The following is a 26,998-nucleotide window of genomic DNA, read 5'->3' on the forward strand; positions in this document are numbered from 1 at the left end:
TAGATTTATAATCTTGTTCAAGATATTCATCCGCATCAAGCGCTAATATCCTATCCCCTGTTGCATGTTCTAGTGCAAAATTTCGAGCTGCAGCAAAATCATCTATCTATTCAAAGTCGTATACTTTGGCTCCGTAGCGGAGTGCAATCTCCTTCGTTAAGTCTTGAGAGCCTGTGTCTGCAATGATAATCTCATCGACCATCTGTTTTACGCTTTGTAAGCAACGTGAAAGCGATTTTTCCTCATTTTTTACAATCATAACTAATGAGACAGTAGACATAATTAGAATCATCCCTTTCAGGCATTTTTGAAAACGTTGAATCTTTCCTGCTAATACGATATAGCTTCACATTTATATCAAATACAGCTAGTAGTAACCTCTCACTACTTATCCAGCATATTCCTATTTTGATCGATTATTTGGTATATCGACAATTTAAAAGAGCAAATGAAGCTGTTTTTATTTAGAAAAACCCATCATTTGTCGATAAAAGAGATATACGTTCTTTTAGGAGGAACCATGGACAAATTAATATCATTATGCATGATAGTCAAAAACGAAGAAAAAACGTTACAAAGGTGTTTAGAAAGTGTTAGTGGACTTGCAGATGAAATAATTATTGTAGATACTGGTTCAACGGACTCCACGAAAGAGATCGCTTTTAAATACACACAAATGGTCTATGATTTTAAATGGATCAACGACTTTGCTGCGGCCCGCAACGAGTCAATTCGTCAAGCTACCGGACGATGGATTCTTTGGCTTGATGCTGATGAATATGTTGAAAAGGAGTTAAATAGCGAACTTAGACAATTCCTAGGCCAGCTGGATCACTTATCGCAGCCTACAGGTATTTTACTTCCTATTTTAAATATCGTTGGGTCTACAGAAATGGATAGCACTGGCCTAGTAGAATCAAATTCAGTGCGTATTTTTTCAAATTATCATAATCTTTTCTTCCAAGGAGCCATCCATGAGCAAGTAGTAAGTCCAGACAAAGAAATCGATCATATGAATCATTCGTTTTATATCTATCACTCTGGATATACCAACGAAACAAGTACCGCAAAGAATAAATCAACGCGAAACCTCCAGATTTTCGAAGAACTGAAACGAAAAAATCAACTAAGTACACCCTACGACTTTTTTACACTGGCAAATGAATATTTTCATGCAAATGATCTTCGAAAAGCGTTATACTACTATGAAAAAGCGTTGCGTAAATGTAAAGACAATAATAATTGGCTTCCTCATTGTTTTGATCGGATGATACGTATATATGATAAATTAAACAGATATAAGGAAGCTTTCCAAATCACTGAGGAATGTCTAAAAAAATACCCTAACTATTCCGACTTCCACACTATTAAAGGATTTCTATTTGATACATTTGGGTATTACCAAAAATCGCAAAGTTTAATGGAAAAGAGCATTCAACTAGCGGAAGAAAATGAAGCAGGTGATCAAAAATATTGGTTGATTCATTTGGAATACGGAAAACTTATGCCTTATCGAAAATTAGTTGAAATTTATTATAGGCAACGTAACTTACCTAAGACAGTGTTCGCTCTAACGAAAATATTAAACATTGATCCTAAGCAGTATTATTCCTTACATCAGCTAGTTCATTTATTGGTACAGAGGGAAAGTGACACAGATATTATTTCATTTCTAGAAAAATTGTATCCCAAAAAACAAAAATTCAATTGCCTATTGCTGTATCAAACTTTCCTTCATCTGGGACATCCTGCCTTGTGTCAATTTTACTACAACCTTTGCACTGAAAACGAAATCCAGCTTTCAAACTCAGATTTGCTTCTTTATAATCTCATAATGAAGGATCGAAGCGAATTTGCAAGCTTGGCTGAGAAAACTAACTTCTCAACTGAATCTTATGAGACACAAAAATTGGCTTTATTGAGTGCATTAACATGGAACGACATATCATTCCTTGACCCTCTTCACGAGAGCGATGATCCGGAAATCACTAAGCTTCACGCTTTAGGGAAAATTCTCCTGGATGATTCAGCTAGCGACCTCTCTAACGAAGAAGATTTGCTTTACATAATACTGACGGATTTGTTTAATATTCAGTCCTTTGAAGCGTATGATCTGCTTGTTAAACGTTGTATAACGCCTTCTCTCATCAACAAGCTTGGGCACTATTTTTACAAACAAAATTATGTAGAGATGGCCGTGGAGTATTACTCGATTTTGATTGATAATAACGAATTAGATGTTGTTGGCTATATTAATTTGGCCATGTTACATCTTTATGAGGGTGATCCACAGGAAGGTCTCCGTTTTCTTGCCCAAGCTATAGAATTAGAACCGGAGCATATGCCATTTTATGGAATCTGGCTAGAGCATTGTACCGATGCCGACCTTAATCAAAAGTATAAAAAACAATTCGACAATTACTTTCCCGGCTACAGAAGCATCCCTATTAGTTAAGGACAGGATAAATAAGATTATCTCTAAAGTATCAGATATAATTATTCGATAATAAAGATATGACATGTAATAACAAATTGTAATTCATTGGGAGGGAACAGAGTTATGGTAACAAGGGTATCAGGAATTGGATCGGGTATGGATATTGAAGGTCTGGTTACAAAGCTCATGACAGCCGAAAGAGCACCGTTAAATAAACTCAGTCAGAAACAACAATCTTTGACATGGAAAACTCAAGCGTATCGCGATATTAATGTCAAACTGTCCGCATTTCGCGACTCGATCTCCACTCTTCGTTTTGGAAGTGGGTGGGGAAAAACGAAAGCAACTTCTTCTAACGAGTCACTGGTTAGTGTAACGGCTGCAACTACAAATGCGATTACAGCAACAAGAAAAATTGTTGTTAACAGCCTGGCTCAAACCGGAAGTCTTCATAGTTCGGCACAAATTTCGAATGCGGGGTTAGCTTCCAGCGGACCAGTAACGGATTACAATATTGACGGAACCAATAACCAGTTCAGAATCACTCTGAATGGTGTATCTAAGACGATTACCATTCCAAATGGTTCCTACACGAATAATATCCCTAAAGACAGCCAAGATTTTGGCGATGCAATACAAAAAGCTGTTGATAGTGCCTTTGGGGCTAACCAGATTAAAGTTCAGTTGGATAAAACGACAAATGTATTGAGTCTTTCTCCAGCGGGATCTTCCGGATTTGAACCTCAGCTTATCGTCAATTCCATTGCTAACAATGGAGGACTAACCAAACTAGGTTTGACGGATGGACAAGCATACAAGTTTGACGTGAGCGCCAAATTATCCTCCCAAACAAGCAAGATTCAAGGCGGAGTAAACTTTAACGCGGGCACCTTCACAATTAACGGCCAGACGATTAGCGTAGATCCCAACTCGGATTCTCTAAGTTCGATTATAGATAAAGTAAATAACTCTGCCGCTGGCGTAACGATGTCGTATGATTCGATTGCCGATCGAATCACGATCAATACTAAAAATACAGGCGCAAATGCTACGGTTGAGTTTTCCAACGACTCCACCAATTTCCTGAAGAATTTTAAGTTAGGTTTAGTTCCCCAAGCTGGTGATCCAAGTAAATACGAAAACTATACTCCGGGTCAGAATGCCAAAGTTGTAATTGACGGCATTGGAACAGAATATACATCAAACTCGTTTACCAACAATGGGATAAACTATAGTCTTCGTAATGTTACGGATGCTAACGGCGTTACAGTTAATGCCAGCCCCGATAACGATGCTACGTTCAATATTATTAATGACTTTGCCAAAGCATATAACGATTTGTTAGGTAGCTTGAGTACTCTACTGAACGAACCCAAATATCGCAGTTATCAGCCTCTTACAAGCGATCAAAAAGACTCTATGAAAGATGACGAAATTAAAAATTGGGAACTAAAAGCAAAAAGTGGCTTGCTTGCTGGGGATATACATTTGGCTAAAATTCGGGATAGCTTGCGTGAAACCGTCTATTCTACAGTTTCAGATCTCCCCGAAGAAACTAACGCTTTGTTTAAAATCGGTATCACAACCAAACCGTTCGTTCTTAAAGACTATGCTAATAACGGCAAACTCCAAATCGATCAAACCGCACTTAAAGACGCTATCGCTAAAGATCCGCAAGCCGTCATTAATCTGTTTACAAAAGTATCGGCTTCCGACACTCCGAGCGATAAGGGTATTATGCAGCAAATGTATGAATCGGCAACGAATATGATTACGAATATTATGAAAACTGCCGGGAATCAAACCAATACCTTTGATAATGTTTCGTTTACACTCGGAGAGCAGATTAATTCCTTAAACCTAAAAATGGGGGACTGGAAAAATAAGCTAACTAAAAAGGAAGACTATTATTATAAAATGTTCTCTAGAATGGACACTGCAATTGCTAATAGTAATTCAACAATATCCTGGTTACAAAGTAAACTTGGTTAAAACTCGCAAAGAATCGTGTAGATACTTTCTATACGGTTCTTTTTTGTGCGCCAAATAAAATAGGCTGAGGGAAAACTCCGCCCTCAACCCGCTATATATCTACTTCATTTTTGTTCATCTACAAAATAACCCTCTGTCTGAGCATAATAGCTTTGATAGCGTTGATTGGCCATGCTTGCATTTTTAAAGCTTTGGATCTGGAAAGCAAACTCTGCATAGTGAGACTGTAGCTTAGCCATAAAAATTTGCTCCAGTTCTAAGCATTCTTGAAGCAGCTTAATTAAATTATGGGGTAACGGGTTTTGGGGATTGCGATCAAATAACTCATCTACCGACGCTCGGAGAGAGTTTTGCTTCAATTGAAGCTCTTCCAATAGAGGGACGTTTTCTTCGGTTATTTCCAGGTTAATTAATTGCTGAGATACTTCCTTCATGTTTTGAAACAACTGTTCGATCGAAATCATCCCCATCATACGGTTACCTGAGTATTGCCCGACTTCACTTCCTTTAATGCCTGAACCCATGTATCCCTAAGTTCTGTCATCATATCGAGAACCAGTTGAATATTTTCAACTTCCAGCTTAATGTTTGCTTTTATTAGACGGTCTTTCATAAATTGATAAAGGCTGAACAAATTTTGCGAGATTTCGTACTCCATTTTTAAAGTAATCATCAGTTCATCAATGATGTCAATAGCTCTTTTTATATTATTGTTTTTTCCTTCATAATTTTTTTGCTGGATACATTCGCCTGCCTGCTTAGTGAATTTGATACAACCATTAAACAGCATTAAGGTAAGTTCCCCTGGATGAGCTGTATTCACTTGGGTTTTGAGATACAAATTCTGCGCTTGATTGTTCATCCTTGGTTACCTCTTTTCATCAATTATACGTCCGTTAAGCTCTTGCAGTTTATCTATGAGATCCAGCAATTTTTCAGGTGGTATTTCACGTATAACTTCCTTCGTTTCCGTGTTAATAACTTTAACCAAAATATCCCCACTCGGTTTGTGAATACTATACTGCACATGAGTCGGAATACCAGCTAAGGTTTTATTCGCACGCTCGATCGCTTTCACAAGTGCTTCTTCCGAAATAGACAATTCAAACTTTTCTTTATGCATAAGCTCAACTGATGATTGTGGTACAGGCGCTACTTGCGCTGAAGACATACTAGTAATAGATTCCGTACTTACAGTTTGATTATGGATCAGTCCATTTGAATTCAAGTTTGCCGATTGAATGGACATATTTTCTACCCTCCCTATAAAAATGTTTATATAATATATATCGTGTTTGTTAGGCAAATTTTAAAGATCTTAGTTCATTTTTAGTATTCTTTCCTCCGCCGGCCGATAATGCGATGAAGCAGCTTGAGTATAATATTTCATTGCATTCAGTTTATTGCCGGTTATTTCATAGTAAACCCCTAAATTGTAGGCTGCTTTAAAGCTCCCTACTCCCTTAACGGAAGAGTATTTAGATGTCTCCCCCATTTGAAGAGCTCTCAAAAAATAATTTTCTACATTTTTGATTTTCCCGGTTTCCATAGCTAGCAGTCCTAAAATAAACTGTAAATCTGGAAAATCGGTATATATATACGCAAAGGGCTCAAGCAACTCTTCAGCCATCTTACTTTGACCCAATTCCTTCAATACATAACCAAGCATAACTAGCATAACAGGGTAATATAGTTTATTCTGTTCGTTAATTTGCAAGCAGCGCTCAAAGGCGTCCAAAGCCTGGTACCATTCACCGATCGAATAATAGAGCTTTCCAAGCTGATAAAGCATATAACCGTCTTCTGGGTATAACAGCAAATGCTGCTGGTATTGTTCTAAATACCGTTCGGTTTTCGAGCCGCTAGAGTACATTTCTTCGTTGTAACCATAGTGATATATCGTTACTTCTGTACTTTCAAAATCCGCAGGTTTTCCATTATAATAAACGGTTTCATGAACTGTTCCATAGAAATAGAATTCTTTACGATTAGGAAAAAAACGAACCATTCGATGTTTATGCCGTTCATCCTTAATGATATTTTCGATATTTATCGTACCGGCTATATTAGGATATCGGTTTAGAAAAAGTTGAATTTGCTGTTCGGTATCACTCGCTAAAACTTCATCCGCATCAAGGACAAGAATATACCGTCCTTTTGCCAAAGAAATGGAATGGTTTCTTGCCGCGGAAAAGTCATTGTTCCATTGGAAAGTACTCACTGTTGCTAAATTTTCTTTGGCTATTTCAACCGTTCTATCCGCAGATCCTGTGTCAACAACGATCTTCTCAAAAGAAGCAGGAATACTCTGTAAAGCACGTTCCAAATGTGCCTCTTCATTACGTACAATCATACAAACACTTACAAGCACGCTGTCACCCCTGTCTATAAAAAAGAAGCCCATTGAATACAATGGGCTTCTTCCAAAATGCCTTATTAGCGAAGCAATTGAAGAACGCCTTGAGGAGCTTGGTTTGCTTGTGCCAACATGGATTGAGCTGCTTGCTGCAGAATGTTGAACTTGGTGTAAGTCATCATTTCTTTAGCCATATCTGTATCACGAATACGGGACTCAGCAGCTTGCAAGTTCTCGGTAGTTGCACCCAAGTTGTTGAATACATGCTCCAATTGGTTTTGAGTAGCACCCAGTTCGGAACGAGCTGTGTTAACGGTGTTGATAGCCGTATCTACAGCACCCAATTGAGCTTTTGCATTAGCTTGGCTAGTGATATCGCCTAAAGAACCGACAACACTATTCAATTTCACTGTATCCAATGCAACGCTAACTTGGACGCCAGAAGAATCTCCAGTTTGAATATCAACAGCGCTAGCGCCATCTTTCAACAAGTCAATACCGTTAAATTTCGTGTTGTTAGCAATGTCAGTGATGGCTGTTTTCAGTTTGCCATACTCTTTGTTCAGTGCATCGAGGTCGGAAGCGTTGTACGTACCGTTCGATGCTTGCGTAGCCAATTCCTTCATGCGAGTCAGCATGTCGGAAACTTCGTTCATTGCACCCTCAGCCGTTTGAACCAAGGATACGCCGTCTTGAGCGTTGCGTTGTGCTTGGCTCAAGGATTTGATTTGCGCGCGCATTTTCTCGGAGATCGAGAGGCCTGCAGCATCGTCAGCAGCACGGTTAATACGGTAACCGGAAGACAACTTCTCGCTGGATTTACCTTGTTGGATGTTGTTGAATTGCAGGTTACGGTGTGCGTTCATTGCGTTAAGATTGTGGTTGATAATCATTTCTTGTTCCTCCCTGAATGTTTGAGATTTCCACTTCCATGTGGAGTAGGCTTTTAGCCTTACATTAGTTATATCGGAAGAACCATTCGATATGTTTAGAGTTTTTTTTGTAATTCCTCGAATTTTTTTTGATAATATAGTTTAATCTGTACGGGTAAGCTTTTTTAACTCTGCAAGATCCACATTCGATTCTGCGGCTTCTCGATTGCTTTGCTGAACTGCCAGCAATACTTCCTTTCTGAGAATATTCACCTCAGGAGGGGCAACAATACCGAGCTTAATCTGATCACCGTCTACTGCCGATATAATGATCTCGATATTATTATTTATTATAATTGACTGGCCTTTTTTTCTAGTGAGAATTAGCATCCTTTCTCCCCGCTTTCTGCAGGCAGTTGTCTAAAAATCGGCTCTTTCGTTTCAAAGTTGCTTTTGGGCGGAAGAACGATTTGCCTTCCCCTTCCATTGGTGATATTAATGATGAGAGGAGCCAATAAATTGACGGTCGATGCCTTAAACGGTTTTTTAATTGTGACAATACCAACAACCGCAACTTCCTCTTCAGATTTAATATCTAATATTTCCTTAGTATGATCCTCCAATTCAAACGAATATTCCGGATAAATCATAAAAGGATTAACAACAAGAAATCCGATGTTTTCGTCGTTCTCACTCTTCAAGTAACCGTACACATTATTATCATCGACTATTGAGAAACTAAATCGATCATATGCTTCAAAACCAAGCACACTGCCTTGAAACGAGATTGACTTGTCATGTAGTATTGTCAGCATAAATACCTCCCGATAAAAAGCAATGCTATAGCATTAGCTATAGCATTCTTATTTATACCAGTCATAATTCGTAACCTGAATGTCAATCCAATTCATTTGCTTCATATAAATTTCCACGCGTCCGGGATTATATTGCACCTCGGGCTTCATCGGTGTATATTCAATATTCACTTTGCCCGGTTCAATGTTGGTCACTGCCGGCCGCGCTTCATAGTGAACTTTAACGTTCATATTCGAAGCCGGACCGACATACTCAATCGGACTATCATCAGAAAAAGCGTTTTGGGCAATTTCTGCAAATGCATTCCGCGGATTGTGAATTTGAGCCATACGGTTTCCATTTTCAACGATTTTGGCTATGCCCTGTAGGGCAATGTTGGGAAGTTGACTGTAAATAGAGTTCAACCATTCCAAATGTGGACCCGACCCAAGAGCCGACCATGCGGCTGAAGAATCAATGCTCAATTCGCCGGGCTCCGAATGAAAGTCCATTTGGGCCGGCTGCTGCTCAATGGACAATTGTCCCATAGGAGACCGTATATCGGTTGTCGCATTCTGCGTTTGAATGCCGATTTGCCCAAAGGCTTGTCGGATGGAAAGGCGAAGTAAATCCATAGAACACCTCTCCTATCCTTATCTTAGGTAATCAAGTAAACTCGGCTGTACAATTTTGGCGCCCACAGACAGAGAAGCTTGATATATGTTTTCTTCCTGCTTCAGGTCGGTTATCGTTTTAGCAATATCCGCATCTTCCACTTTACTATCCAATGAGGTTAAATTTTGAGTTAAATCACCTAATCGATTATCAATTAAATCAACACGATTTACCCTGGCCCCTACCTCGGCGCGCATATCCAAAAATTTGACAAGACGTGTATCCAATTTATCCATCAAAACTTTCGCTTGCGTTTGATTCCCTGAAGCAAAGGCGTTTTGCAGCCCTTTTAAAACAGCAAACATATTATCATCTTCGGAGGGAGATCCGAACGTTTGTTCCCCAGTGACATTAATGGGAAGCGTGATTCCTGCACCGAATTGAAAATTAATGAGTTTGGTATCCGTCTGCTCACTTGACGCATTAGCACTCGTATAAGGCTGCTTATCAGTAAACTGCCCGTTAAAAATATACTTTCCGTTCATTTGGTCATTTCCAAGCGTAACCGCCTGCTCATAAATTTGACCCATTTCTTGAGCAATTGCATCCATCGCAGATTGTGGGTTAGTCCCATTTACCCCCTGCGTTGTCAGCTCCTTCGCTCTTTGCAGCAACTCTCCGATTTGGCCCATCACCGTATCCGTATGATCCAAAAAAGACTTAGCCATATCCACATTTTTCTGATACTGCTCATTCATAGACAATTCGCTGCGGTAACGCAATGCATAAGTGATACCTACCGGGTCATCGGAAGGTTGATTGATTTTTCTACTGGTTGATAATATATCTTGGTTTGTACTCATTCGCCTTAAGTTATTTGTGATATTCCCAAGAACCTGAGAATGCATCATGCTTTGAGTAACACGTAATGGCATATCCTTAACCTCCCAGTTATTATCTTCCGACTACTCCGGTGCTATTAATCAATTTATCAAGGACCTGGTCAAAAGTTGTCATAAATCTAGACGCAGCGCCGTAGGCATGTTGAAACTTAATCATGTTGGACATTTCTTCGTCAAGTGAAACTCCACTTACCGACTGTCGTCTATCCTCGATTTGATCAACCAAAGCCTTTTGATTATCTGTTTGGCGGGAAGCGGTCTGCGCTTGAACCCCCAATTGACCGACAATGGAGCGGAAGTAATCATCCAGAGTACCATTCATAATCGACGGCGCGCCGTTTGTGGTTCCTCCATTGTTAAAAGTAAACTTCGAATCTTTCAGCTGTGAAATCAACAGGGCTAACGTGTTGTTACCTTTGACTGTCGTTTCGTTCGGGGCTGTCCCCGTCGTTCTCATGGAAGTGGCAATATAATTTGGATCGTTCGCAATGACCGGATTGAGCTGGAAAGTAGCTGCCGTAACCGTAGCTCCCGTCTTAGCCGTAAAGAAATCTACTCCTTTAGCAGCAGGTGTGGCAAAAGTATAGCCCAGCTTATGTAAACCGTTGATCCCTGGAACCATAACCGTCAAATCCGAAGCCAATGTACGGTTGGCTATAGGACCCGAATAAGTCACCGGAGTATACGCCGGACCTGTCGGATTATTCGTGGGTACCATCAATACCGAACCGTCAGGAATTACAGACCCCGCTGGAATTGTGATCTGAACTTGGCCGTTGGCGATGGAGTTCGCAAGCGTATCCAACTGTTGCTGATAATCGGCAACGTAGCGATCTCTAGAGAGGATCATGCCATAAACCTCACCGCTATTTAAATCTCCACTGTTCATAGCAGTCGCGAGTGTAGCTGCGCTAACCGCGGTCGAGGTTTGGCCTGTCACCAAGTTGGTATTCCCCATGTTAATGGTATATCCTTGCGGAGTTTCAACAACAGAAATATTTACGATTTTGGACAATTGATCCGTCAATAAGTCGCGCTGGTCCCGCAAATCATTAGCATCATCTCCGAGTCCTTCGATTCGGAAAATTTCGTTATTCAAAGACGAAATGGTCGTTGTCAATGAATTGATTTGATTTGCTTTGACATCAATATTACTGGTCAAATCATTACTTAAATCGCTCAATTGCTTGCTGGTTGCGTTAAAAGCATCCGCCAATGCATTTGCATTTTCCCGGACAAGCTTGCGTCCCGATACGTTTTCCGGGTCCTTGGCAAGATCTGTCCACGACTTCCAGAACTTATCCAATACGGAACGTATGCCTGTATCCGTAGGCTCGTTTACAATCGCTTGGAGCTTATCCAGCGTATCACTTTGAATAGAGTAATTCCCAAACTGTTTATTTTCGTTGCGAAACTGGTCGTCCAAGAACTTCTCGCGGATTCGCGTAATTGAAGTGAATTCTACGCCTTGTCCCATCTGCCCCGGGACATTACTACGCATCATCCCCGGATATTCGAGCGGTTTGGAAGCGACCATATTTACTACTTGGCGGGAATAGCCCGCTGTATTTGCATTCGATATGTTATGTCCTGTTGTGGTAAGAGCAGCTTGCTGCGTGAATAAAGCACGTTTAGATATTTCTATACCGGTAAAGGTGGAACGCATGGACTCTCATCTCCTTCGCAGCATCAGATTATGCCTTGGCGTCAAATAATCCTCTTCGATTCGATCCTGGAGTAGTCTGATTCGGATTGGAATAGATCAGCTCATCTCCGTCAGAACCAGACATGATATCTATCGAATAATTAATAAACGCGAGCGACTGCTCGATCATCTGTTGATTTAGCTCATTGTGCTCCCGCAGCTTTCGGATGGTAGCCAGCAACTGTTTCTGAGAATCGACCAAGATTCGCTTCTCCTCGGCGTTAAAAATAATCTTGGTCAAGTCGCTGACCGTCACCCGCGGATTCGGTTTGTATCCTTTTTCAATTAAGAAATTACCGATCGCATCCACCCGCCGCAGGTCCAATTCCCCGATTCGCTTGAGCAGCTTGTTTTCTTTCGTTACGATTTGCGTCAGCTGCTCCACTTGATTGTGGATAAGCGCATGCTTTTTCTGCTCCGCCAGCTCCAACAAGGTGAGATGTACATCGTTCAGTTCGGACATGGTCTGCAACACGGCTTCAAAAGACATGGCTCTCCACCTTCAAAAAGTTATTTCAAAAACGGGAAAATTTTTTCGGCCAGCTTGCGCGCATCGACTGCGTATGTCCCGGATCTTACAGATTGCTTGAGCTCTTCCAGTTTCTCACGGCTGGCTCCTGCTGCCTCCGTTCCTAGAAGTTCTTTGGCTTCGCTGGATATCTCAACCTGGTCTTTTTGCTTTTGCTTTTTCCCTGTGGCAAATGCCTGCTGCGCTTCCTGATTCTTCTTGTATTGATTCACGGCACCTACCTGGTTCGTTCCATTAATTTTCATCAAACTCACCTCGATTAACTACATAATAAACCCACCGATTCAGCGTTATTACTTTTATCGGTGGGCGGATTTTAAAAGTTTAGATGTAATTCGTTATTTTGTTCGATCCTGCAAGCGGTCTTTGATAAGAAATGAGGCATGCTTCTCTTGCTCGGCATTCTGCTTTTTACGCTGTTCGTCTTCGGCCATGTTGCGCGCTTCCTTCGTCAACCGCGCCCGGCAGGCATCGCACATGTTGTGCTCACGGATCTGCGCTCCGCATACGTCGCATTCGTAAGTCATATTTGGATTACTTTTAATCGAAATGCGTCCTTCGCGAATAAACTTCACGATTTGTTTAACCGGCACTTCGGTCGCATCGCTTAATTCTTGGATCGAGCAGGCGCGGTTCTCGCGTAAATATTTTAAACACGTCTCATACTGCCTCTCCATTTCCCGAAGGCAGTTCGGACACAAGCCGTAATTGTTTTTCATGTATATTTTTCCGCAGCGGTCGCAGTTTGCTACATTCAGACTCATGTTAATTCTACTCCTCTCAAGAGCAAGGCCTATTACTCCTAATATAGCTGAAATGATCGAAGTTTGCACTTCATTTTTTGTCGAAAATTGGACGTTTGCCGCAAACGAACTTATCTGGCCCAACTAATGCCGCACACCTCTAGAGGGAGGGTCGTCTTTATAGCTCTCGAGCATTCGTTTAGCGTGCTTCCGGTCGTATACACGTCGTCGATCAAATAAACCCGTACCCGCCCTTGTCTACATGCTGCCGCCACTTGGGAAGCAGCTCCCGGTTCCAGAGCAAACACGCCTTGGAGATCGTCCAAACGTTCCATTCTTCCTTTGAAGCTTTGTTTGTCCGTATGTCTCGTTCGCAGCAGCAGCGGAAGAACAGGCAAGCCCGTCAGCCTTCCAAGATCGGAAGCCAGCTGCCCAGCCTGGTTGAACCCGCGTTCGGCATATCGTTGCTCGCTCAGGGGCACGTAAGAGATGAACTCGGAGGCAGGCTTCCCGAAATCCGCGCCGCCGGACGGCCCTTGCCGATGCAGATGATAGGCGTGCAGCAGCATCGGGCCGAGTACGCTGCGCAGCGACTCTTGGCCCCGGTATTTATACTGTCCGAGCCATTCCTTCATTCGTTCGTCATAACGAACAGCGCTGCGGTTTTGGTCATAGTACGTATCGGTTCGCCGGGGGCAGTCAGGACAAGCTTCGTAACGACCGCACTTGACGCAGCAGACTTCGTGGATCCACGGGATCGCTTCCCAGCAGCGCCGGCAAACCGACAGCTTGCGAGTACCGTCGTTCGCCGCGCCGCAGGCGACACAAGGCTCCATTTTGGAAGCTAGCAGTGATTCTGCCCCGCTCAGAAGCCGACGCATCCACCTTCCGGCTTGTTCGGTCCAACTCATCGTACGCGCTCCCTTTTCAGTCGATATATCCTTTTTTTCGTGCGATGACGTTCATTTCAGCAATTTGTCGCCTGGCATGCGCTTGAGAGCGTGTTTTTTCTTTGGCCGCAAAATATACACGCCCTCGGGGATCTTGCGCGGATCTTCCCGCTCGTCCCGCCATTTGCACCAGCGCCGCCGAATCGAACACCGGGGAATCGGCATCGACAATAAATACATCCGACTTCGGAATCGTCACTCCCCGCTCCAAGATGGTCGTGGTGACTAGCATACGAATCGAGGTTGCACGAAAATCGGTGACCTTTTGCGAGCGGTCGGCGTCTTTGGAAGAAGTGCCTTGAACGTTGACGGTAGGAAACGATTGCCGAAGCAAAGCCACGAACGGCTCGACCATGGCGATTTTCGGGACGAAGACGAAAACTTGCGCTCCCCTCTCCAACGAGGAGGTCAAATGTCCCTTAAGCTTGCCGTTCAGCCCGTTCTTGGCCATCATTTGCCGCAAAGAAGGACACGCGAGAAGCGATGGCTCAGGCAGCGGGTAACGATGGTATCTTGCTGCTACTCGAGCATGCGGCAGCCGATTACGTTTTACAGCACGCTGCAGTTCCTCCGGCGGCGTCGCCGACAGCAGAATGTACGCTCCGCCCGGGGCGCATACCTGCTCGGCTGCATAGAGCAGCATCGGATTGTTATGGTACGGATACGCATCGATTTCGTCGACAATGACCAGATCAAACGCCTGCCGAAATCGCATCAATTGATGCGTTGTCGCTAAGGTTAGCTCGCCTTGCTCCCATCGCTGCTCGCTTCCGCCATATAACGTGACAACCTTCGTGTGCGGAAAAGCTTTCTCCAATCTTGGCTTCAGCTCCAAGACCACATCGCGGCGCGGAGTAGCAATGGCGACCCGGCCTCCCTTGGCCAACGTATATTGAACCATCGGAAAAATCATTTCCGTCTTCCCGGCACCCGTTACTGCCCAAATTAGGAACCGCGGCGCAGTAGGGCTCTGTGCCTTTTCCCTTGAAAGGGACTTATTTGCTTTCAAAAATTGCAACGCCGAACCCGACGCTTCCGCCTGCACGTCGCTAAGCCCCCACGGTTGCAAGTAAATCTCCATGTCTTCATCCGCCGTCGCCCTACTATTCATGTCAGGACTGCCGATCACCCGAACGATCGGGGTACAGTACCGCGACCTTCCCATGGTCAAACAGGCTTCGCAATAAGCGCACGGACCGCCGCAATGCGCACAATGCGTCCAACGAACCGGCGATGCCTCAATGCCCGCCTGTCCTCCGAACATTCCTTGGCTTCCGCAGCGCTTGCACTTCCCTTTCCATGCCTGGGGCAGCAAGGACCACCGCCTGCCTTCGCTTCGATCTAATTCCACCCCGGCTTCCAGCTCGACCCTGCCCTGAATCCAAGCAAGCTGTAGAAAGTATGCCGGCGATTCGGTAACGGCTTGACTTCCTTCATGCTGCATCAGACCCATAAACTCTTCCATAAGCAAGTACCGGCCTTTCAGGGATAGGCACATCGCATCGATCGTCCTATATGCGAAGTGTCTGGCTTCGTCGGACAGCCCCTCCGCCGTTCCCGTCCACTCCCAAAGCTTCCAATCTGCCACAGCCTCCGAACCAAGGCCAATCTCACGTGCTGCTGTTCGTAAGCTTTCCAGCATATCTGACGAGGACGAAGATGCTTTCAGCTTGCGCTTGATTTCACAGGCTTGTCCGAACGATAAGGCGGGTTCCAACACACGCAGCTTGAAGCGGCCACCGGCTTGATCCGTCCAGTAATCCCGGTCGGCCCGCATATCCAAGGAAACGTGCCAGGAACAACCGTCTATCATCATTACAGCATATACGAAAGCTTTCATGAATCACCTAGTTCGAATTATTTTTTATGCTTACATGTATTTGAAAGCGGTTTCCAAACCTTCGTTTTGGTTAAGCCGGACCACAACCACCTGTTCATCTGCATGCTTCAGGGCCCATTCTTCCAAGTCCCGTTCCGCAATCGTACAGATGCTCAACTGATGTTCCAGACTTAACCTTCGGGCAATGTCCAACGTGTCGTCCGTCGAACCTTCATCCGCCAGCGTCACCGATATCGCCTTGCCCTTCATCCATGAAAAAAAATACAGCGAGCGAAGATACCACTCCACCTGCAACTGATTATTGTAAGTTTGCAGCACATAATGTGTCGTTCGGGGCTTTCCGTATCGCCTCCACTGCCAATGGAGCCAATGGATGATGGCTACCCCTGCGGCGTAGCAACCGATAATCCAAGCCAAGCCTAACATCATAGCGGCTCCCTCCCTTAAGAGCAGTATATGCCAAGTGAAGGGAGATGGTTCCTGCCAAGCTTGAAGAAAGGACAGCTATCGAGAACCGCTTACAGTGTTACCCAGCCATTCTTAATCGCGATAATAACCGCTTGTGTCCGGTCGTCAACTTCCATCTTCTGCAAAATGCTGCTGACGTGGTTTTTAACCGTTTTCTCACTAATATACAGAAACTCGCCGATCATTTTGTTGCTTTTGCCTTCGGCCATTAAGCGAAGCACTTCCGCTTCCCGACGGGTGAGCGGGCTATTGTCCATATGCACGTACTTCACGCCTGCTTCTTTCGACGCCGCGCCGGAACCGGCTACGCCCTGCTCGTCCAAATATGTCATACGACGAAGCTGGTTGATGAGCTTTCCAGTCACTTTCGGATGAATGTAGGCATGTCCAGCCACGACCGAACGAATCGCGTTAATTAAAGATTCCGCTTCCATGTCTTTTAACAGATAACCGGAAGCTCCTTTACGAAGCGTCTCGAAGACGTAGCTCTCATCGTCATGAATCGAAAGAATAATCACTTTAATATCCGGAAAAATATCCTTTAATTTCTCTGTCGCTACGACACCGTTCTCTATAGGCATGTTAATGTCCATCAAGACGATGTCCGGGTTCAAGGTATTACAGAGCTCCAGTACCTGAATGCCATCGCCGCATTCGCCGACGACTTCCAAGTCGCTCTCCATATTTAAAATTCGTTTGACCCCCTCGCGAAACAGCTGGTGATCATCTGCTAAAACCAGCTTAATCGGGCGTTTGGCGCTGCCCATAATGTCCATATTGATTACTCCTCCTTGGATTCTGACTTGATCGGGATGACCATGGATAGTTTTGTTCCCGCCCCTGGCGCCGATTCGATGTCCATTCGCCCCTCGAGCAGCTCTACGCGCTCACGCATGCCCATTAAGCCGTAATGACTGCCGCGTGCAATCTTCTTGTCGATATTGTCGGTGCTGAAACCAACGCCATTATCGGATACGGTTATTTTAATCATCTGCTGCTGGAACGTAAGCTCCAGTGAGACATGGGAGGCTTCCGCGTGCTTGAGGACGTTAGAGAACGCTTCCTGTACCAAGCGGTATACCGCGACTTCCATACCAGATGGCAGGCGGACTTCTTTTCCGACCAGCTCGATTTTGGTACGAATCTTCGTTCTCTCCTCGTAATCCTGCACAAACTTACGCAAGGTGGGGACTAATCCGAGGTCGTCAAGCGCCATGGGACGAAGATTGAAAATGATCTTGCGAACCTCTTCAATCCCGCCCCGGACACCCGTTTTCAAATCATTCAGTTCATCTTTTACGGCATTATAGGCCTGCTTGGCCAACATGCGCTCGGTAATTTCGGTGCGAAGGACCATGTTTGCCATGTTTTGCGCAAGGCCGTCGTGAATTTCCCGGGCAATTCTCTTTCGTTCCTCTTCCTGCGCCAAAATGATCTTAAGACCCAGCAGCTGCCGGTTTTTGGCCGATTCCAGAAGACGTGTCACTTGATTGAGATCGCCGGATAAGTACTCAAGAACTACATTGAATTGAGAGACTAAAGACTCTGCCCGCTCCAGCTGTTTGTCGACATTTTTCAACCGTTTCTGCAGGTCGTCCCGTCGTGCTTTCAAATGCAATTCTTTTTCCCGGTGAATGGCTAACTGGGCTTGCAGTTGGGTGGCCGCCTCATAAGCTGCCCGAATATCTTCCTCATTGAAGCGCTTGAAATCGCGGCTCACTTCGGTCAAACGAACACGGGAGCGTCGATACTCCACCTCGAATCGATCCACCGTATCGATCGTTCGGCTCGTTTCCTCAATCACCGACTGCAATTCCTTGTTCAGCGCTTCGCGCTCAGCCCGGACGCTCTCACAGATCTCAAAAATTTGGTACTTGCTGTTTTCCATGACATCAATGGCATTTCTGATGACGCGGTCAAAAACGTCGACTTGCATCCGGACAAAGCTCCTTCGCCATTTTTCTCGGACGTACTAGCAATATAGTACCATATTTTCGGAAGATTGTGAGAGCTTATAGTACTAATTATTGCAGGGTGATTTGCTGGGTTTTTCCATCCCAGGTCACTTTCCAGCCCAGGTTCTCGGACAAAATACGCAGTGGCACCATCGTCAAATCTTTCATAATGACCGGTGGCACTTCGGCCGTAATCCGCTGCCCGTTTATAATCATGTCTTTATTATCGATCCATAGATCGATCATTTTACCGCCGCGAAGGATCGTCACTTTACGCTCGTTCGGGTCCCAGTTTACCTTTCCACCCAGAGCATCAGTCACAAAACGGATCGGAATAAGCGTGTTGCCCTCCGTGATAACCGGAGCTTGTTCCAGTGTCATTGCTTTGCCGTTAACGGTCACGGCCTTTTTGTTCACTGTCAGCTGAACGGAATTATTCGACGGCTGCTGCACCGCGCCGCGGTATGTAAACGTAATATCGTCGATACCGATTTTACCTTTGGCCGCCCGTTCGTCCTGTCCGATTTCCTCATTTACAACATAGACGCTCTTGACGCGAATCGGATAGCTCAGCTTCAAGTCCGTCAGATCGGCAGTAATTTGTTTCCAACCCTTCCAGTTAATATTTCTTGCGAAATCAACATAATGAATTTTACCGGCATTGTCAAGCAGCTCCGCACGCAGCCAGTTCAGGCTCTCGTCGCCATTGACTCTCATTTTCATATATTGCGGCTCGCCTTCAATGAGAATGCGGGTATCCATCGTCGCATAAGCCCATTTGGTGCCTTTTCCTTGCGTGAAGTCGTAATTAAGCTCCAAATATTTGTTGCCGTTCGTGTCTGGAACGATGTAGACGGAAGAAGTCACTTCTTGCGGCTTCGCATCCGGCATCGTCATGACGGCCTCTTTGTCCAGATCGTACCATACTTTATCAATGCCGACTGGAATCGTCGTCGTCGTGCTGAAGCCGTCGTATCGCGCGATCAATTGCGCACCCGTGCTTCCCGCTAAGCTTGTTACTTTCAGCATACCATTCGTCACTTCGCCTTGGATACCAAGCACTTCCCATTGAATGAGCTCCGGCGGAATTTCTCTCGTCTTGCCCGATTTTGTCGTTGCAACGACCGGCAGCTTGTACGTTTCGCCTTCGGACAGCGCGAGGTTGTCAGACGTAATTTTCATGCTGGTCAGCTGATTCCGGCCCACGACTTCGACATCTGCCGTCGAGGTGCCTTGACCCGATACCGCCGTTACTTTGCTTATTCCCGGTTGGTTCGGCGTAAATACGTTATCTTTGAACGTACCCTTATTGTCGGCTACGCTCCATTGTGCTGTAATTTTATCGGTGTCGACCACCGGGTTGTAAAAGACGTCGTAGGCTTTAAAACGAAGCGGAGCCTGCTCGCCGACAAACAGCACGCTTGGCGCCTGAATAAACAGTTCCTTCACTTCGCCCTGCGGCGCGGTCGAGAATACCCCCACCCCATTCACAACTTTCCGCTGAATTCCGGTTTCGGTCTTATTCACAAGCACCGGCGTCATTTCGCCCAGCGGCCGGGCTACCATCTGCGTGGAACCGCCTCCGTCAAGGTTAAGCCCTTTCCATACGCCAACTTGAATCATGAACTGCTGCAGCTCTTTCATCGATAAGCCCTTGCTGTCGCCGCTGTAGTCCGCTGTAATGACATAGGCCGTCTTCTGGTCCTTGGAATAGCCGAGCGCCGTCCGCGAACGCGTGCAGCACAGATCGTCCACCGGGCGCGAAAATTCGGATGGCTTGCCTTCATCTACCAAAATCGTATGACCGCCGATCATCATTTTGAACGTACTCGCATCATACTTCTTATTCGGGTCCTGCGGCAGGATTTGATAGTCTGCCTTCAGCGGATCGCCTACTTTAACATGAGCTCGGATAAAATCGGCAGCTTTGCCCGATGCGCGCAATATGTACCCGTCTTTCGGAGCAATCATTTTAATAATGCCGTTATCTGCAATTTCTTTAACGATACCGTTCTGAACCAAAATTTCCGTAGGAACGGTTACGCCGTCATTGGAACGGTCCACTTGTCCCCAAGCGTTCGTATACATGAACAAACCGTCGATATGGCTATGCTCGCCGCCGGGCTCAAACCAATAGTATGTTTTGTTGATTCCGCCAAGCGCGTAGCTCTGTCCGTCTTTTGCAATAATAGAGCCTTTAAACGTAAATAGGTCCACAATAGGCTTGTTGTCCTTGTCCAGTGCAAACGAGTAGAAGCCCGGCAAATACGGCGGCGTTGCCATCAGCTGCCCGTTGGCAATCTCCGGTCCCATCGGGACACCTTCCGCCTGGGTGTTATAAAAGTCGCCGTTCACCCCTGCGACAGCTTTCGTTTCCGTGGCCATACCCAGCACGCTTTGCTTGCGCGTAAACTGGTTCTCTGTCCCTGTCATGACATCCAGCTTGACATATGGGTTCGTCAAATCGACTTCTACGACATTCGCATTGACTTTGACGTCTTTTTTGCTTCTCGTAAACTGCCATACATATTTTTTCAACACGGCTCCGGTCGTCAAAATTTCTTGGCTTACGACTGTCGGAGCCGAATCCGCTGCTTCTGCCCTATACGGTACCGACCATGTAGACAGCAGCAACGACACGGCCAAAACGGCACCCGACAATTTTCGCCATTTCTTTTGCACAATCACGTTTCTGTTCTCCTCTCGTTTTCCACTCTCCTTTTATATAGACTCAGTGACTATCCAAAAAGTTACGATAATCGCGGGTTATAAAAATCGACAAAAATGCAAAAAGACGATCCGCGAAAAGAACGGACCGTCTTGCTTAGACAGATCTGGAAAAAATATTAAGCTTGCGCGTCAGCTTTCAGCTGCTCCGCTTTATCCGTACGCTCCCAAGGCAAATCAATGTCAGTGCGGCCAAAATGACCGTAAGCTGCCGTTTGCTTGTAAATCGGACGACGCAGGTCGAGCATTTTAATAATGCCAGCTGGACGCAGGTCAAAGTTTTTACGAACGATTTCGACCAGCTTCTCTTCGCTTACTTTGCCTGTCCCAAACGTATCGACAGAAATCGATACCGGCTTGGCAACGCCAATCGCATAAGCGAGTTGGACTTCACATTTGTCGGCAAGACCTGCAGCTACGATGTTTTTAGCAACGTAACGAGCAGCATAAGCGCCGGAACGGTCAACTTTCGTCGGATCTTTACCGGAGAACGCGCCGCCGCCATGACGTGCGTATCCACCGTACGTATCAACGATGATTTTACGGCCTGTCAACCCAGCGTCACCTTGCGGTCCGCCGATAACGAAACGGCCTGTCGGATTGATAAAGTACTTGGTATTGTCGTCGATCAATGCCGCCGGAACGATCGGCTTGATAACGTGTTCTTTAATGTCGGCTTGGATCTGCTCCAACGAAATTTCTTCGGCATGCTGCGTAGAGACAACAATCGTATCGACGCGAACCGGCTTGGAACCTTCGTATTCTACGGTTACTTGCGTTTTACCATCTGGACGGAGGTAAGCAAGCGTACCGTTCTTACGCACTTCCGACAAGCGGCGTGCCAGCTGGTGGGACAGCGAAATCGGCAGCGGCATCAGTTCAGGCGTCTCGTTAACTGCAAAGCCGAACATCATGCCTTGGTCTCCGGCACCGATCGCTTCGATTTGATCATCCGTCATTTGGCCTTCACGAGCTTCAAGCGCTTTGTTAACGCCTTGAGCGATGTCAGGCGACTGCTCGTTCAAGGAAACCAGCACGGCGCAAGTTTGGGAGTCAAAACCGTATTTCGCACGAGTGTAGCCGATATCTTTAATGGTTTGACGTGCAATGGATTGAATATCGACATATTCCGATTGGCTTGTAATTTCGCCGATGACAAGAACCAGACCGGTAGCTACGGAAACTTCGCAAGCTACGCGAGCATTCGGGTCATTCGCCAAAAATGCGTCAAGAACCGAGTCGGAAATTTGGTCACAAATTTTATCCGGATGCCCCTCAGTTACAGACTCCGAGGTAAACAAACGGCGGCCCACAGAATTGGACATGAAAACAACCTCCTACTGCTTTTATTATGGATAAAGGCTGAAGTCCACATACAAAAAATCAACCTTTTCCGGGTGGAAAAGGTTCCTTTAGCTGCTACCTTCTTATTGTATGTTACTGGATTTGTAGAAGGCTGTCAATAAAATATGATGAGATCGCGTAAAATTAACATTCCTGTTGATAATTGTCTTCTCTTTTATAAGCTCAGCATCATTTCTTCAGCCTTTTTGATTAATCTTGCTGTAATTGTTCCCCCTACGGCACCAGCATCTCGGGAAGCAATATGCCCCCAATAATCTTCTTTAATCGAAGTAGAAGGGATCGAACCGAGCTCGGTAGCAAATTCAACATTAGCGTTAGCCAACTGCTTGCCAACTGGAAGCCCCAGCTCAGCAGCGATCTCGTATTTTAAAATATCCAGCGCTTTTCCGCTTTCCGGTACCACTTTCTTGTTGCTTTTCGACATAAGGGATACCTCCTCAAGTAGGATGTAATGCTATTATCCCTCCTGAGGTGAACCCCAAACGTATGAATGATTGGTGCAATGGGTAAAATTATGATGAAGCTTTCGTTCCATCGGCATTAATAATCAAGTAGCTGCCGCGAACCATAACGTAAATTTCCTGCTTGTTCTTGGCGTCAGGTTTAACGCCTCGGCCCTCTCGTGGAACGATGAGCAAGTGGTTAAGCTCAACCGTTGCTCCCGCAGCAATATCTTTACCAGATGTAACGTCTGGAATTCCGTTATCGTCAGAGCTTACCGCTACAACTTTACCGGTTCGGACAATGAATTCGGTGCCCGCTCCGCCGTAAAGCGTTTGTCCTTGCTGAAGCTTAACGACAGTGAGGCCGGAATTAGGGACAGCGTTATTGCCAGTACCAGAATCTGTGGAAGGGGAAGTCCCATTCCCGCCACCTTGCTTGGCCAGCTGAGCCGCGATGAGTTGCTTGATTTTTTCTTCGTTTACACTTTGTTTAGCGAATTCATCCGCTACTTGCTTGGCAATGTTTTGTTCGAAGTAGCTTTTGGTGATGATCGGATCGTCTACAGAACCAGGCTGGGTCGATGTATTGTTGGAATCGGCGTAAACGAAGGTTGAGAAAAGAAGAATGAGCACCACAGTAACAATAGTAATTTTTGATTTCATGAGTTCACCTGCTTTGGATATATGTATTTAGTGGGTCTTGATAAAAAAAGAAGACCCGTAGGGTCTTCTTTTTTTAAATCCGTTAGGATTAGTCAGTGATAACAATTGTAGTTGTGGCAGATTTGCCGTTAGGTGCAGTTACTTTCAACGTGAAGGAACCAGTACCGTTGATCGTTACGTTCTCACCATCCAAGCTCACAGTGCCGTTATTATTCATGGCAACATCGGTAATGATGTAATCCAACTGCAGCAACTTATCGTTGTAATCTGCAATTTTTTCGTTTTTGAACTCATTACCGTATTGGTTTTTAACAGTGAGATCGCCCATCAGTTTGTAAACTTTATAATTGCCATTTACCAAAGCATCGGAGAGCTTATCCGCGGTTGTATTTGCACCCGATCTGGAGAATGTTTTGCTCGATTTTCCAGCTTCAATGCTCTCAACTTTGTTAGGCTCGTTCTTAACAGTTACTTGGCCAGTTACTGTATTGTCGTTACCTTTACCATCTTTAAAGCGTACAGTTACATTGGAAGTACCAGTTTTCTTACCGATAACGTAAGCTTTTCCGCCGTCTACGCCGTAACGAACGTATTCATATACCTCGGAAGTAACGCTCTTAATTTGTTTCGGGAATGCAACTTTATTTCCAGCGCTGTCTGTAGCTTCAACAACAAGTTCTTTCGCAAGTTTACTTGTCACAGGGTTGCTTTGTACTCCAACAACATCTTTGTACATACCGTCATCCAACGTATTGAAGATGCTGCCCAGATCGTTCAAGTTATATTTGAGGTTTTCGCTAGCACCGTCAACAACTTGAACTTTCTTAGTAACAGAAGCTACGCTGCTATCGATGATAGTTCCATCGGTTTTCTTCTTACGAAGAGCAAATTTAACTTCGACTTCTTTACCGGTTGCAACGTTTGCTGTTTCAATTTTAACCTCTTTGTCGGAGAATTGCTTAACAGTAAGACTTGCACCGCCATTTGTAGGCAATTGTCCATAACCATCAACGCTAACCTTAAAGTTGCTGTCACCAATCACTGTAGCATAAACGTCGTAAGTTACAGTACCATTGCTGTTGTTTTCGTTGATAGGTTTATCAAATTCCTTGATAAGTTCGTTGTAGTTATCAATGAGTTGGAATTTAGGTTTCGTTTCACCGCCAGCAACTGCCTTAGTAGTTGCGTCTGTGATCGTTTTGATCGTGGACGGATAACGGGCATCAACTGTGCTGAAGCTTTTGCTAGCTTGGCTGTTTACGCCATTCGTAAATACGTTAACGTAAATTTGGCCGTTGCCTTTTGCCGTTACTTCGCTGATGTGAATTTTACCTTTTTGATCGCCGGTGATAACAACTTTACCATCTGCATCAAGCATAGAAGCAGGTACGTTGTCGGATTTACCGAAGTTAACTGGTCCCGATACGGAAATGTTGAAGCGTTTGTCTTTCACGTTATCTACAATGTCATCAGCAGACAACTTATTGCCTTCAGCATCGTATCCGATCAATTCGATGTACTTGTCTTTATCGCCTACTGCAAGAGAACCGCTAAATTCGCCGAGTTCAACTTTAGCAGCAATTTTGCTTGCGCTGAGTTTAATGTCAGCAGTTGCTGTAGAACCCCCACCGAATACGGATACCGTGAAAACTCCGGTGCTAGTTACTTTACCGTCAAGTTTAACAACGAGGTCTTTTACGCCATCACCATTCTCGTCGTTGAACTCATATTTCAAGTTAGACTCGTAAGGAACATTTCCTTTTGGAGTAATGTAGGCGCTTGGATCAGCGATTTTGTTGCTTGCTGTTCCGGAATCAATTGTGAGCTCGCCGCCGTATTGATCGTATTGAGTCAATTTAACGACAGCTTTGTCGCCAGAGCTTTGGAGTGCGCTTTTACCGGTTGGGTATTTAACGTCTCCCAATTCTACTTTAGCGAGGTAAGGGAAGTCGCCCACTTTGAATACTTTAACAGCAGACTTTTTGGTGTCGTTGTCCCAAATGTTAACGGAAATTTGGCTATTGTTGGAGATCAAGCCGCTATCATCCGTATTCATAACAACATAGAACTTGCCAGTGTCAACATCTTTAGTCAAAGATGCAGAGTTGTTCGGCACTGTCGCGTTAACTGTGAAGTTACCGGCAGGGAACGAAACGTTTTGGCCATATTGGTTGGTTGGTTTGAATTGAACGCGAACTTTTTTCGATTTTGCAACAGTATCGTTAGCTGTTACGAACTCGATTTTTTCAAGTCTTTCGTTCTCAGCTTTGAATTCAGCCGTAGTTTTGTCAACTGCGGAAGCATCCAAGCCACCAAGCGTTACGCTGTATGTGCCTTCAGTAATTTTCGTACCGTCTTTCAGCGTCAGCGTAGCAACTTTTTTGTCGTCAGACCATTTGAGGTCAGTTGCAACGTCAGCTGTACCTTTTTTCAAGGAAACAGTAGCTTTTGCAGTATCTACATCTCTGTCCAGAGTAACTTGGACTTTGTTGTAGTCAACTGCTTTAGCTTCTTTGATGGAAGCTTTAGCCGGTTTGTTGCTGTTAGCGTATTGTTGCTTAGCTTCGTAGGAGCTTGTTACCAACAGGTCGCGAGTTGCTGCCGAAGTACCGCCGAATGTGCCGTCAGTGCCGTTGCTCAGCAATTTCAGTTCGAGTGCCAGTGCAACATAGCCTTTAGCCCAGTCGGAAACAGTTTTGTCGCTCACGCCGGTTTTGTTTTTGCCTTCGGAGTCTTTGTTCAGACCGCGGATCAAGAAAGTAGCGAGTTGCTCTTTCGTGACGTCGCCAGCTGGGTTGAATTGGCCAGGAGCGTAACCGTCCGTGATGCCAGCAGCTTTAACAGCTTCGATGTAAGGCAGAGCGTATCCGTTAGCCGGATCGTCGGATTTTACATCGGAGAAGCTGGAAGTTTTCAGGGAAGTGTCAACTTTCAAGTTGAAGACCAAAGCTGCTACTTTCGCGAATTGCGCACGGTTCATTTTGTCTTTCAGACCAAATGTACCTTCTTTAACGCCGTCGAAAATGCCAGCACCGATCATTTCGTCAAACTTTGCTTTTGTAGCTGCATCCAGATCTTTCAGATCTGTGAAATCAGCGGAAGATTTCTTAGCGTCTGCACCCAGTGCTACGGAAGAAAACATGGAGAATGCCATAGCCAGGGACAGGATTGCAGATAAACTTTTCTTCATAACCTTTTTTTCTCCTCCTCGAATATCTTTCGGTTGTTGAGAGTTCTGTGTAGAAAAATTATAGCTCGATTCCCTCATTAGCCGATTCACCCCCTTCCCAGAGTTGAGCAAAATGAGTTTTTATTGAAGATGTCTGCAATGTATAAATTGCAGAAACTAGTAAACCAATAGGAAGTTTAAGGATAGAATCGCATGCCACCTAACATTATACACTGACATGCTAGCAAGGTAAAGAGTATATTTTGTGAAATTTATCCAAGTTCACAGCTCTTTGTCTTGCTTTCTGTTTGTTTCAATGTATTAAACGCACGTTGTTTCGAAAAGTTGCGCTCTTTGAAAAAACTTTTTTTGGTTTTTTTGAGACCGCTTTGAAACAAGTACATCAAGAGCGTCTATCAATTATGTATTGTGTCGAGCGCTCACAAAAGGTAGTATACAACGACCTACTCGC

Annotated in this window: 25 protein-coding genes and 1 pseudogene; 2 read left to right on the plus strand and 24 right to left on the minus strand. The window is 44.8% G+C overall.

The window, feature by feature from the left end; all coding sequences use genetic code 11:
- Window positions 1–280, minus strand: a pseudogene (locus PEL01S_RS26050) (glycosyltransferase family 2 protein); the annotation flags it as partial.
- 240 nt (window positions 281–520) lie between these two features.
- Here PEL01S_RS26050 and PEL01S_RS26055 point away from each other — a divergent pair.
- Together PEL01S_RS26055 and fliD are read left to right on the plus strand one after the other, a co-directional pair.
- Window positions 521–2,455 carry a glycosyltransferase family 2 protein gene (locus PEL01S_RS26055; RefSeq protein WP_163768271.1) on the plus strand — a complete coding sequence of 645 codons (1,935 nt, stop codon included), beginning with the start codon at window positions 521–523 and terminating at the stop codon, window positions 2,453–2,455.
- A 105-nt stretch (window positions 2,456–2,560) separates the two neighbouring features.
- Window positions 2,561–4,429 (plus strand): flagellar filament capping protein FliD, encoded by a 1,869-nt coding sequence (gene fliD, locus PEL01S_RS26060; RefSeq protein ID WP_127462331.1) that lies wholly within the window; start codon window positions 2,561–2,563, stop codon window positions 4,427–4,429.
- Between the two features lie 104 nt (window positions 4,430–4,533).
- On the opposite strand, the gene PEL01S_RS26065 is transcribed toward fliD, so the two are convergent.
- The 23 genes from PEL01S_RS26065 to PEL01S_RS26175 all read right to left on the minus strand — a co-directional run bounded on the left by PEL01S_RS26065 (window position 4,534) and on the right by PEL01S_RS26175 (window position 26,625).
- A complete protein-coding gene (locus PEL01S_RS26065) occupies window positions 4,534–4,953 on the minus strand; it encodes a hypothetical protein (protein ID WP_163768276.1) in 420 nt (139 codons plus the stop codon).
- On the minus strand, window positions 4,899–5,291 hold the full coding sequence (gene fliS / locus PEL01S_RS26070) for a flagellar export chaperone FliS (RefSeq protein WP_127462333.1): 393 nt from the start codon (window positions 5,289–5,291) through the stop codon (window positions 4,899–4,901). Before fliS ends, PEL01S_RS26065 begins: the two co-directional genes overlap by 55 nt.
- A 6-nt stretch (window positions 5,292–5,297) precedes the next feature.
- Window positions 5,298–5,678 (minus strand): flagellar protein FlaG, encoded by a 381-nt coding sequence (locus tag PEL01S_RS26075; protein ID WP_127462334.1) that lies wholly within the window; start codon window positions 5,676–5,678, stop codon window positions 5,298–5,300.
- A 69-nt stretch (window positions 5,679–5,747) separates the two neighbouring features.
- The gene (locus PEL01S_RS26080; RefSeq protein WP_127462335.1) at window positions 5,748–6,800 is read right to left on the minus strand and encodes a glycosyltransferase; all 1,053 of its coding nucleotides are present in this window, start codon (window positions 6,798–6,800) and stop codon (window positions 5,748–5,750) included.
- A 65-nt stretch (window positions 6,801–6,865) separates the two neighbouring features.
- Window positions 6,866–7,678 carry a flagellin N-terminal helical domain-containing protein gene (locus PEL01S_RS26085; RefSeq protein ID WP_127462336.1) on the minus strand — a complete coding sequence of 271 codons (813 nt, stop codon included), beginning with the start codon at window positions 7,676–7,678 and terminating at the stop codon, window positions 6,866–6,868.
- 141 nt (window positions 7,679–7,819) lie between these two features.
- A complete protein-coding gene (locus tag PEL01S_RS26090) occupies window positions 7,820–8,047 on the minus strand; it encodes a carbon storage regulator (protein ID WP_127462337.1) in 228 nt (75 codons plus the stop codon).
- Complete coding sequence (fliW, locus tag PEL01S_RS26095; RefSeq protein WP_127462338.1) at window positions 8,041–8,472, minus strand: flagellar assembly protein FliW; 432 nt, start codon at window positions 8,470–8,472, stop codon at window positions 8,041–8,043. Before fliW ends, PEL01S_RS26090 begins: the two co-directional genes overlap by 7 nt.
- A 48-nt stretch (window positions 8,473–8,520) precedes the next feature.
- On the minus strand, window positions 8,521–9,087 hold the full coding sequence (locus PEL01S_RS26100; RefSeq protein WP_127462339.1) for a DUF6470 family protein: 567 nt from the start codon (window positions 9,085–9,087) through the stop codon (window positions 8,521–8,523).
- A gap of 18 nt (window positions 9,088–9,105) precedes the next feature.
- The gene (gene flgL, locus PEL01S_RS26105) at window positions 9,106–10,002 is read right to left on the minus strand and encodes a flagellar hook-associated protein FlgL (RefSeq protein WP_127462340.1); all 897 of its coding nucleotides are present in this window, start codon (window positions 10,000–10,002) and stop codon (window positions 9,106–9,108) included.
- 19 nt (window positions 10,003–10,021) lie between these two features.
- Window positions 10,022–11,635 (minus strand): flagellar hook-associated protein FlgK, encoded by a 1,614-nt coding sequence (gene flgK / locus PEL01S_RS26110; protein WP_127462341.1) that lies wholly within the window; start codon window positions 11,633–11,635, stop codon window positions 10,022–10,024.
- Between the two features lie 28 nt (window positions 11,636–11,663).
- A complete protein-coding gene (locus PEL01S_RS26115; protein ID WP_127462342.1) occupies window positions 11,664–12,164 on the minus strand; it encodes a flagellar protein FlgN in 501 nt (166 codons plus the stop codon).
- Window positions 12,165–12,184: 20 nt separating this feature from the next.
- On the minus strand, window positions 12,185–12,448 hold the full coding sequence (flgM, locus tag PEL01S_RS26120) for a flagellar biosynthesis anti-sigma factor FlgM (protein ID WP_108535292.1): 264 nt from the start codon (window positions 12,446–12,448) through the stop codon (window positions 12,185–12,187).
- A 93-nt stretch (window positions 12,449–12,541) separates the two neighbouring features.
- Complete coding sequence (locus PEL01S_RS26125; protein WP_127462343.1) at window positions 12,542–12,967, minus strand: flagellar protein; 426 nt, start codon at window positions 12,965–12,967, stop codon at window positions 12,542–12,544.
- 110 nt (window positions 12,968–13,077) lie between these two features.
- On the minus strand, window positions 13,078–13,857 hold the full coding sequence (locus PEL01S_RS26130; protein ID WP_127462344.1) for a ComFC family protein: 780 nt from the start codon (window positions 13,855–13,857) through the stop codon (window positions 13,078–13,080).
- A gap of 16 nt (window positions 13,858–13,873) precedes the next feature.
- The gene (locus tag PEL01S_RS26135) at window positions 13,874–15,736 is read right to left on the minus strand and encodes an ATP-dependent helicase ComFA (protein WP_127462345.1); all 1,863 of its coding nucleotides are present in this window, start codon (window positions 15,734–15,736) and stop codon (window positions 13,874–13,876) included.
- A gap of 30 nt (window positions 15,737–15,766) precedes the next feature.
- Window positions 15,767–16,165 carry a hypothetical protein gene (locus PEL01S_RS26140; protein WP_063183318.1) on the minus strand — a complete coding sequence of 133 codons (399 nt, stop codon included), beginning with the start codon at window positions 16,163–16,165 and terminating at the stop codon, window positions 15,767–15,769.
- An 89-nt stretch (window positions 16,166–16,254) separates the two neighbouring features.
- Window positions 16,255–16,980: a response regulator gene (locus PEL01S_RS26145; protein ID WP_010499452.1), complete on the minus strand. Its 726-nt coding sequence runs from the start codon at window positions 16,978–16,980 to the stop codon at window positions 16,255–16,257.
- 5 nt (window positions 16,981–16,985) lie between these two features.
- The gene (locus PEL01S_RS26150; protein ID WP_063183320.1) at window positions 16,986–18,140 is read right to left on the minus strand and encodes a sensor histidine kinase; all 1,155 of its coding nucleotides are present in this window, start codon (window positions 18,138–18,140) and stop codon (window positions 16,986–16,988) included.
- A gap of 88 nt (window positions 18,141–18,228) precedes the next feature.
- Window positions 18,229–20,847, minus strand: coding sequence for a stalk domain-containing protein (locus PEL01S_RS26155; RefSeq protein WP_127462346.1), 2,619 nt, complete (start codon window positions 20,845–20,847; stop codon window positions 18,229–18,231).
- 158 nt (window positions 20,848–21,005) lie between these two features.
- Complete coding sequence (metK, locus tag PEL01S_RS26160; RefSeq protein ID WP_063183324.1) at window positions 21,006–22,211, minus strand: methionine adenosyltransferase; 1,206 nt, start codon at window positions 22,209–22,211, stop codon at window positions 21,006–21,008.
- A 194-nt stretch (window positions 22,212–22,405) separates the two neighbouring features.
- A complete protein-coding gene (locus PEL01S_RS26165) occupies window positions 22,406–22,675 on the minus strand; it encodes an alpha/beta-type small acid-soluble spore protein (protein WP_063183326.1) in 270 nt (89 codons plus the stop codon).
- A gap of 88 nt (window positions 22,676–22,763) precedes the next feature.
- Window positions 22,764–23,357, minus strand: coding sequence for a hypothetical protein (locus PEL01S_RS26170; RefSeq protein WP_127462347.1), 594 nt, complete (start codon window positions 23,355–23,357; stop codon window positions 22,764–22,766).
- Between the two features lie 88 nt (window positions 23,358–23,445).
- Complete coding sequence (locus PEL01S_RS26175; RefSeq protein WP_127462348.1) at window positions 23,446–26,625, minus strand: S-layer homology domain-containing protein; 3,180 nt, start codon at window positions 26,623–26,625, stop codon at window positions 23,446–23,448.
- Between the last annotated feature and the right edge of the window lie 373 nt (window positions 26,626–26,998).

The sequence above is a fragment of the Paenibacillus elgii NBRC 100335 genome, from assembly GCF_004000865.1.
GTDB classification, from domain to species: Bacteria; Bacillota; Bacilli; order Paenibacillales; family NBRC-103111; genus Paenibacillus_G; species Paenibacillus_G elgii.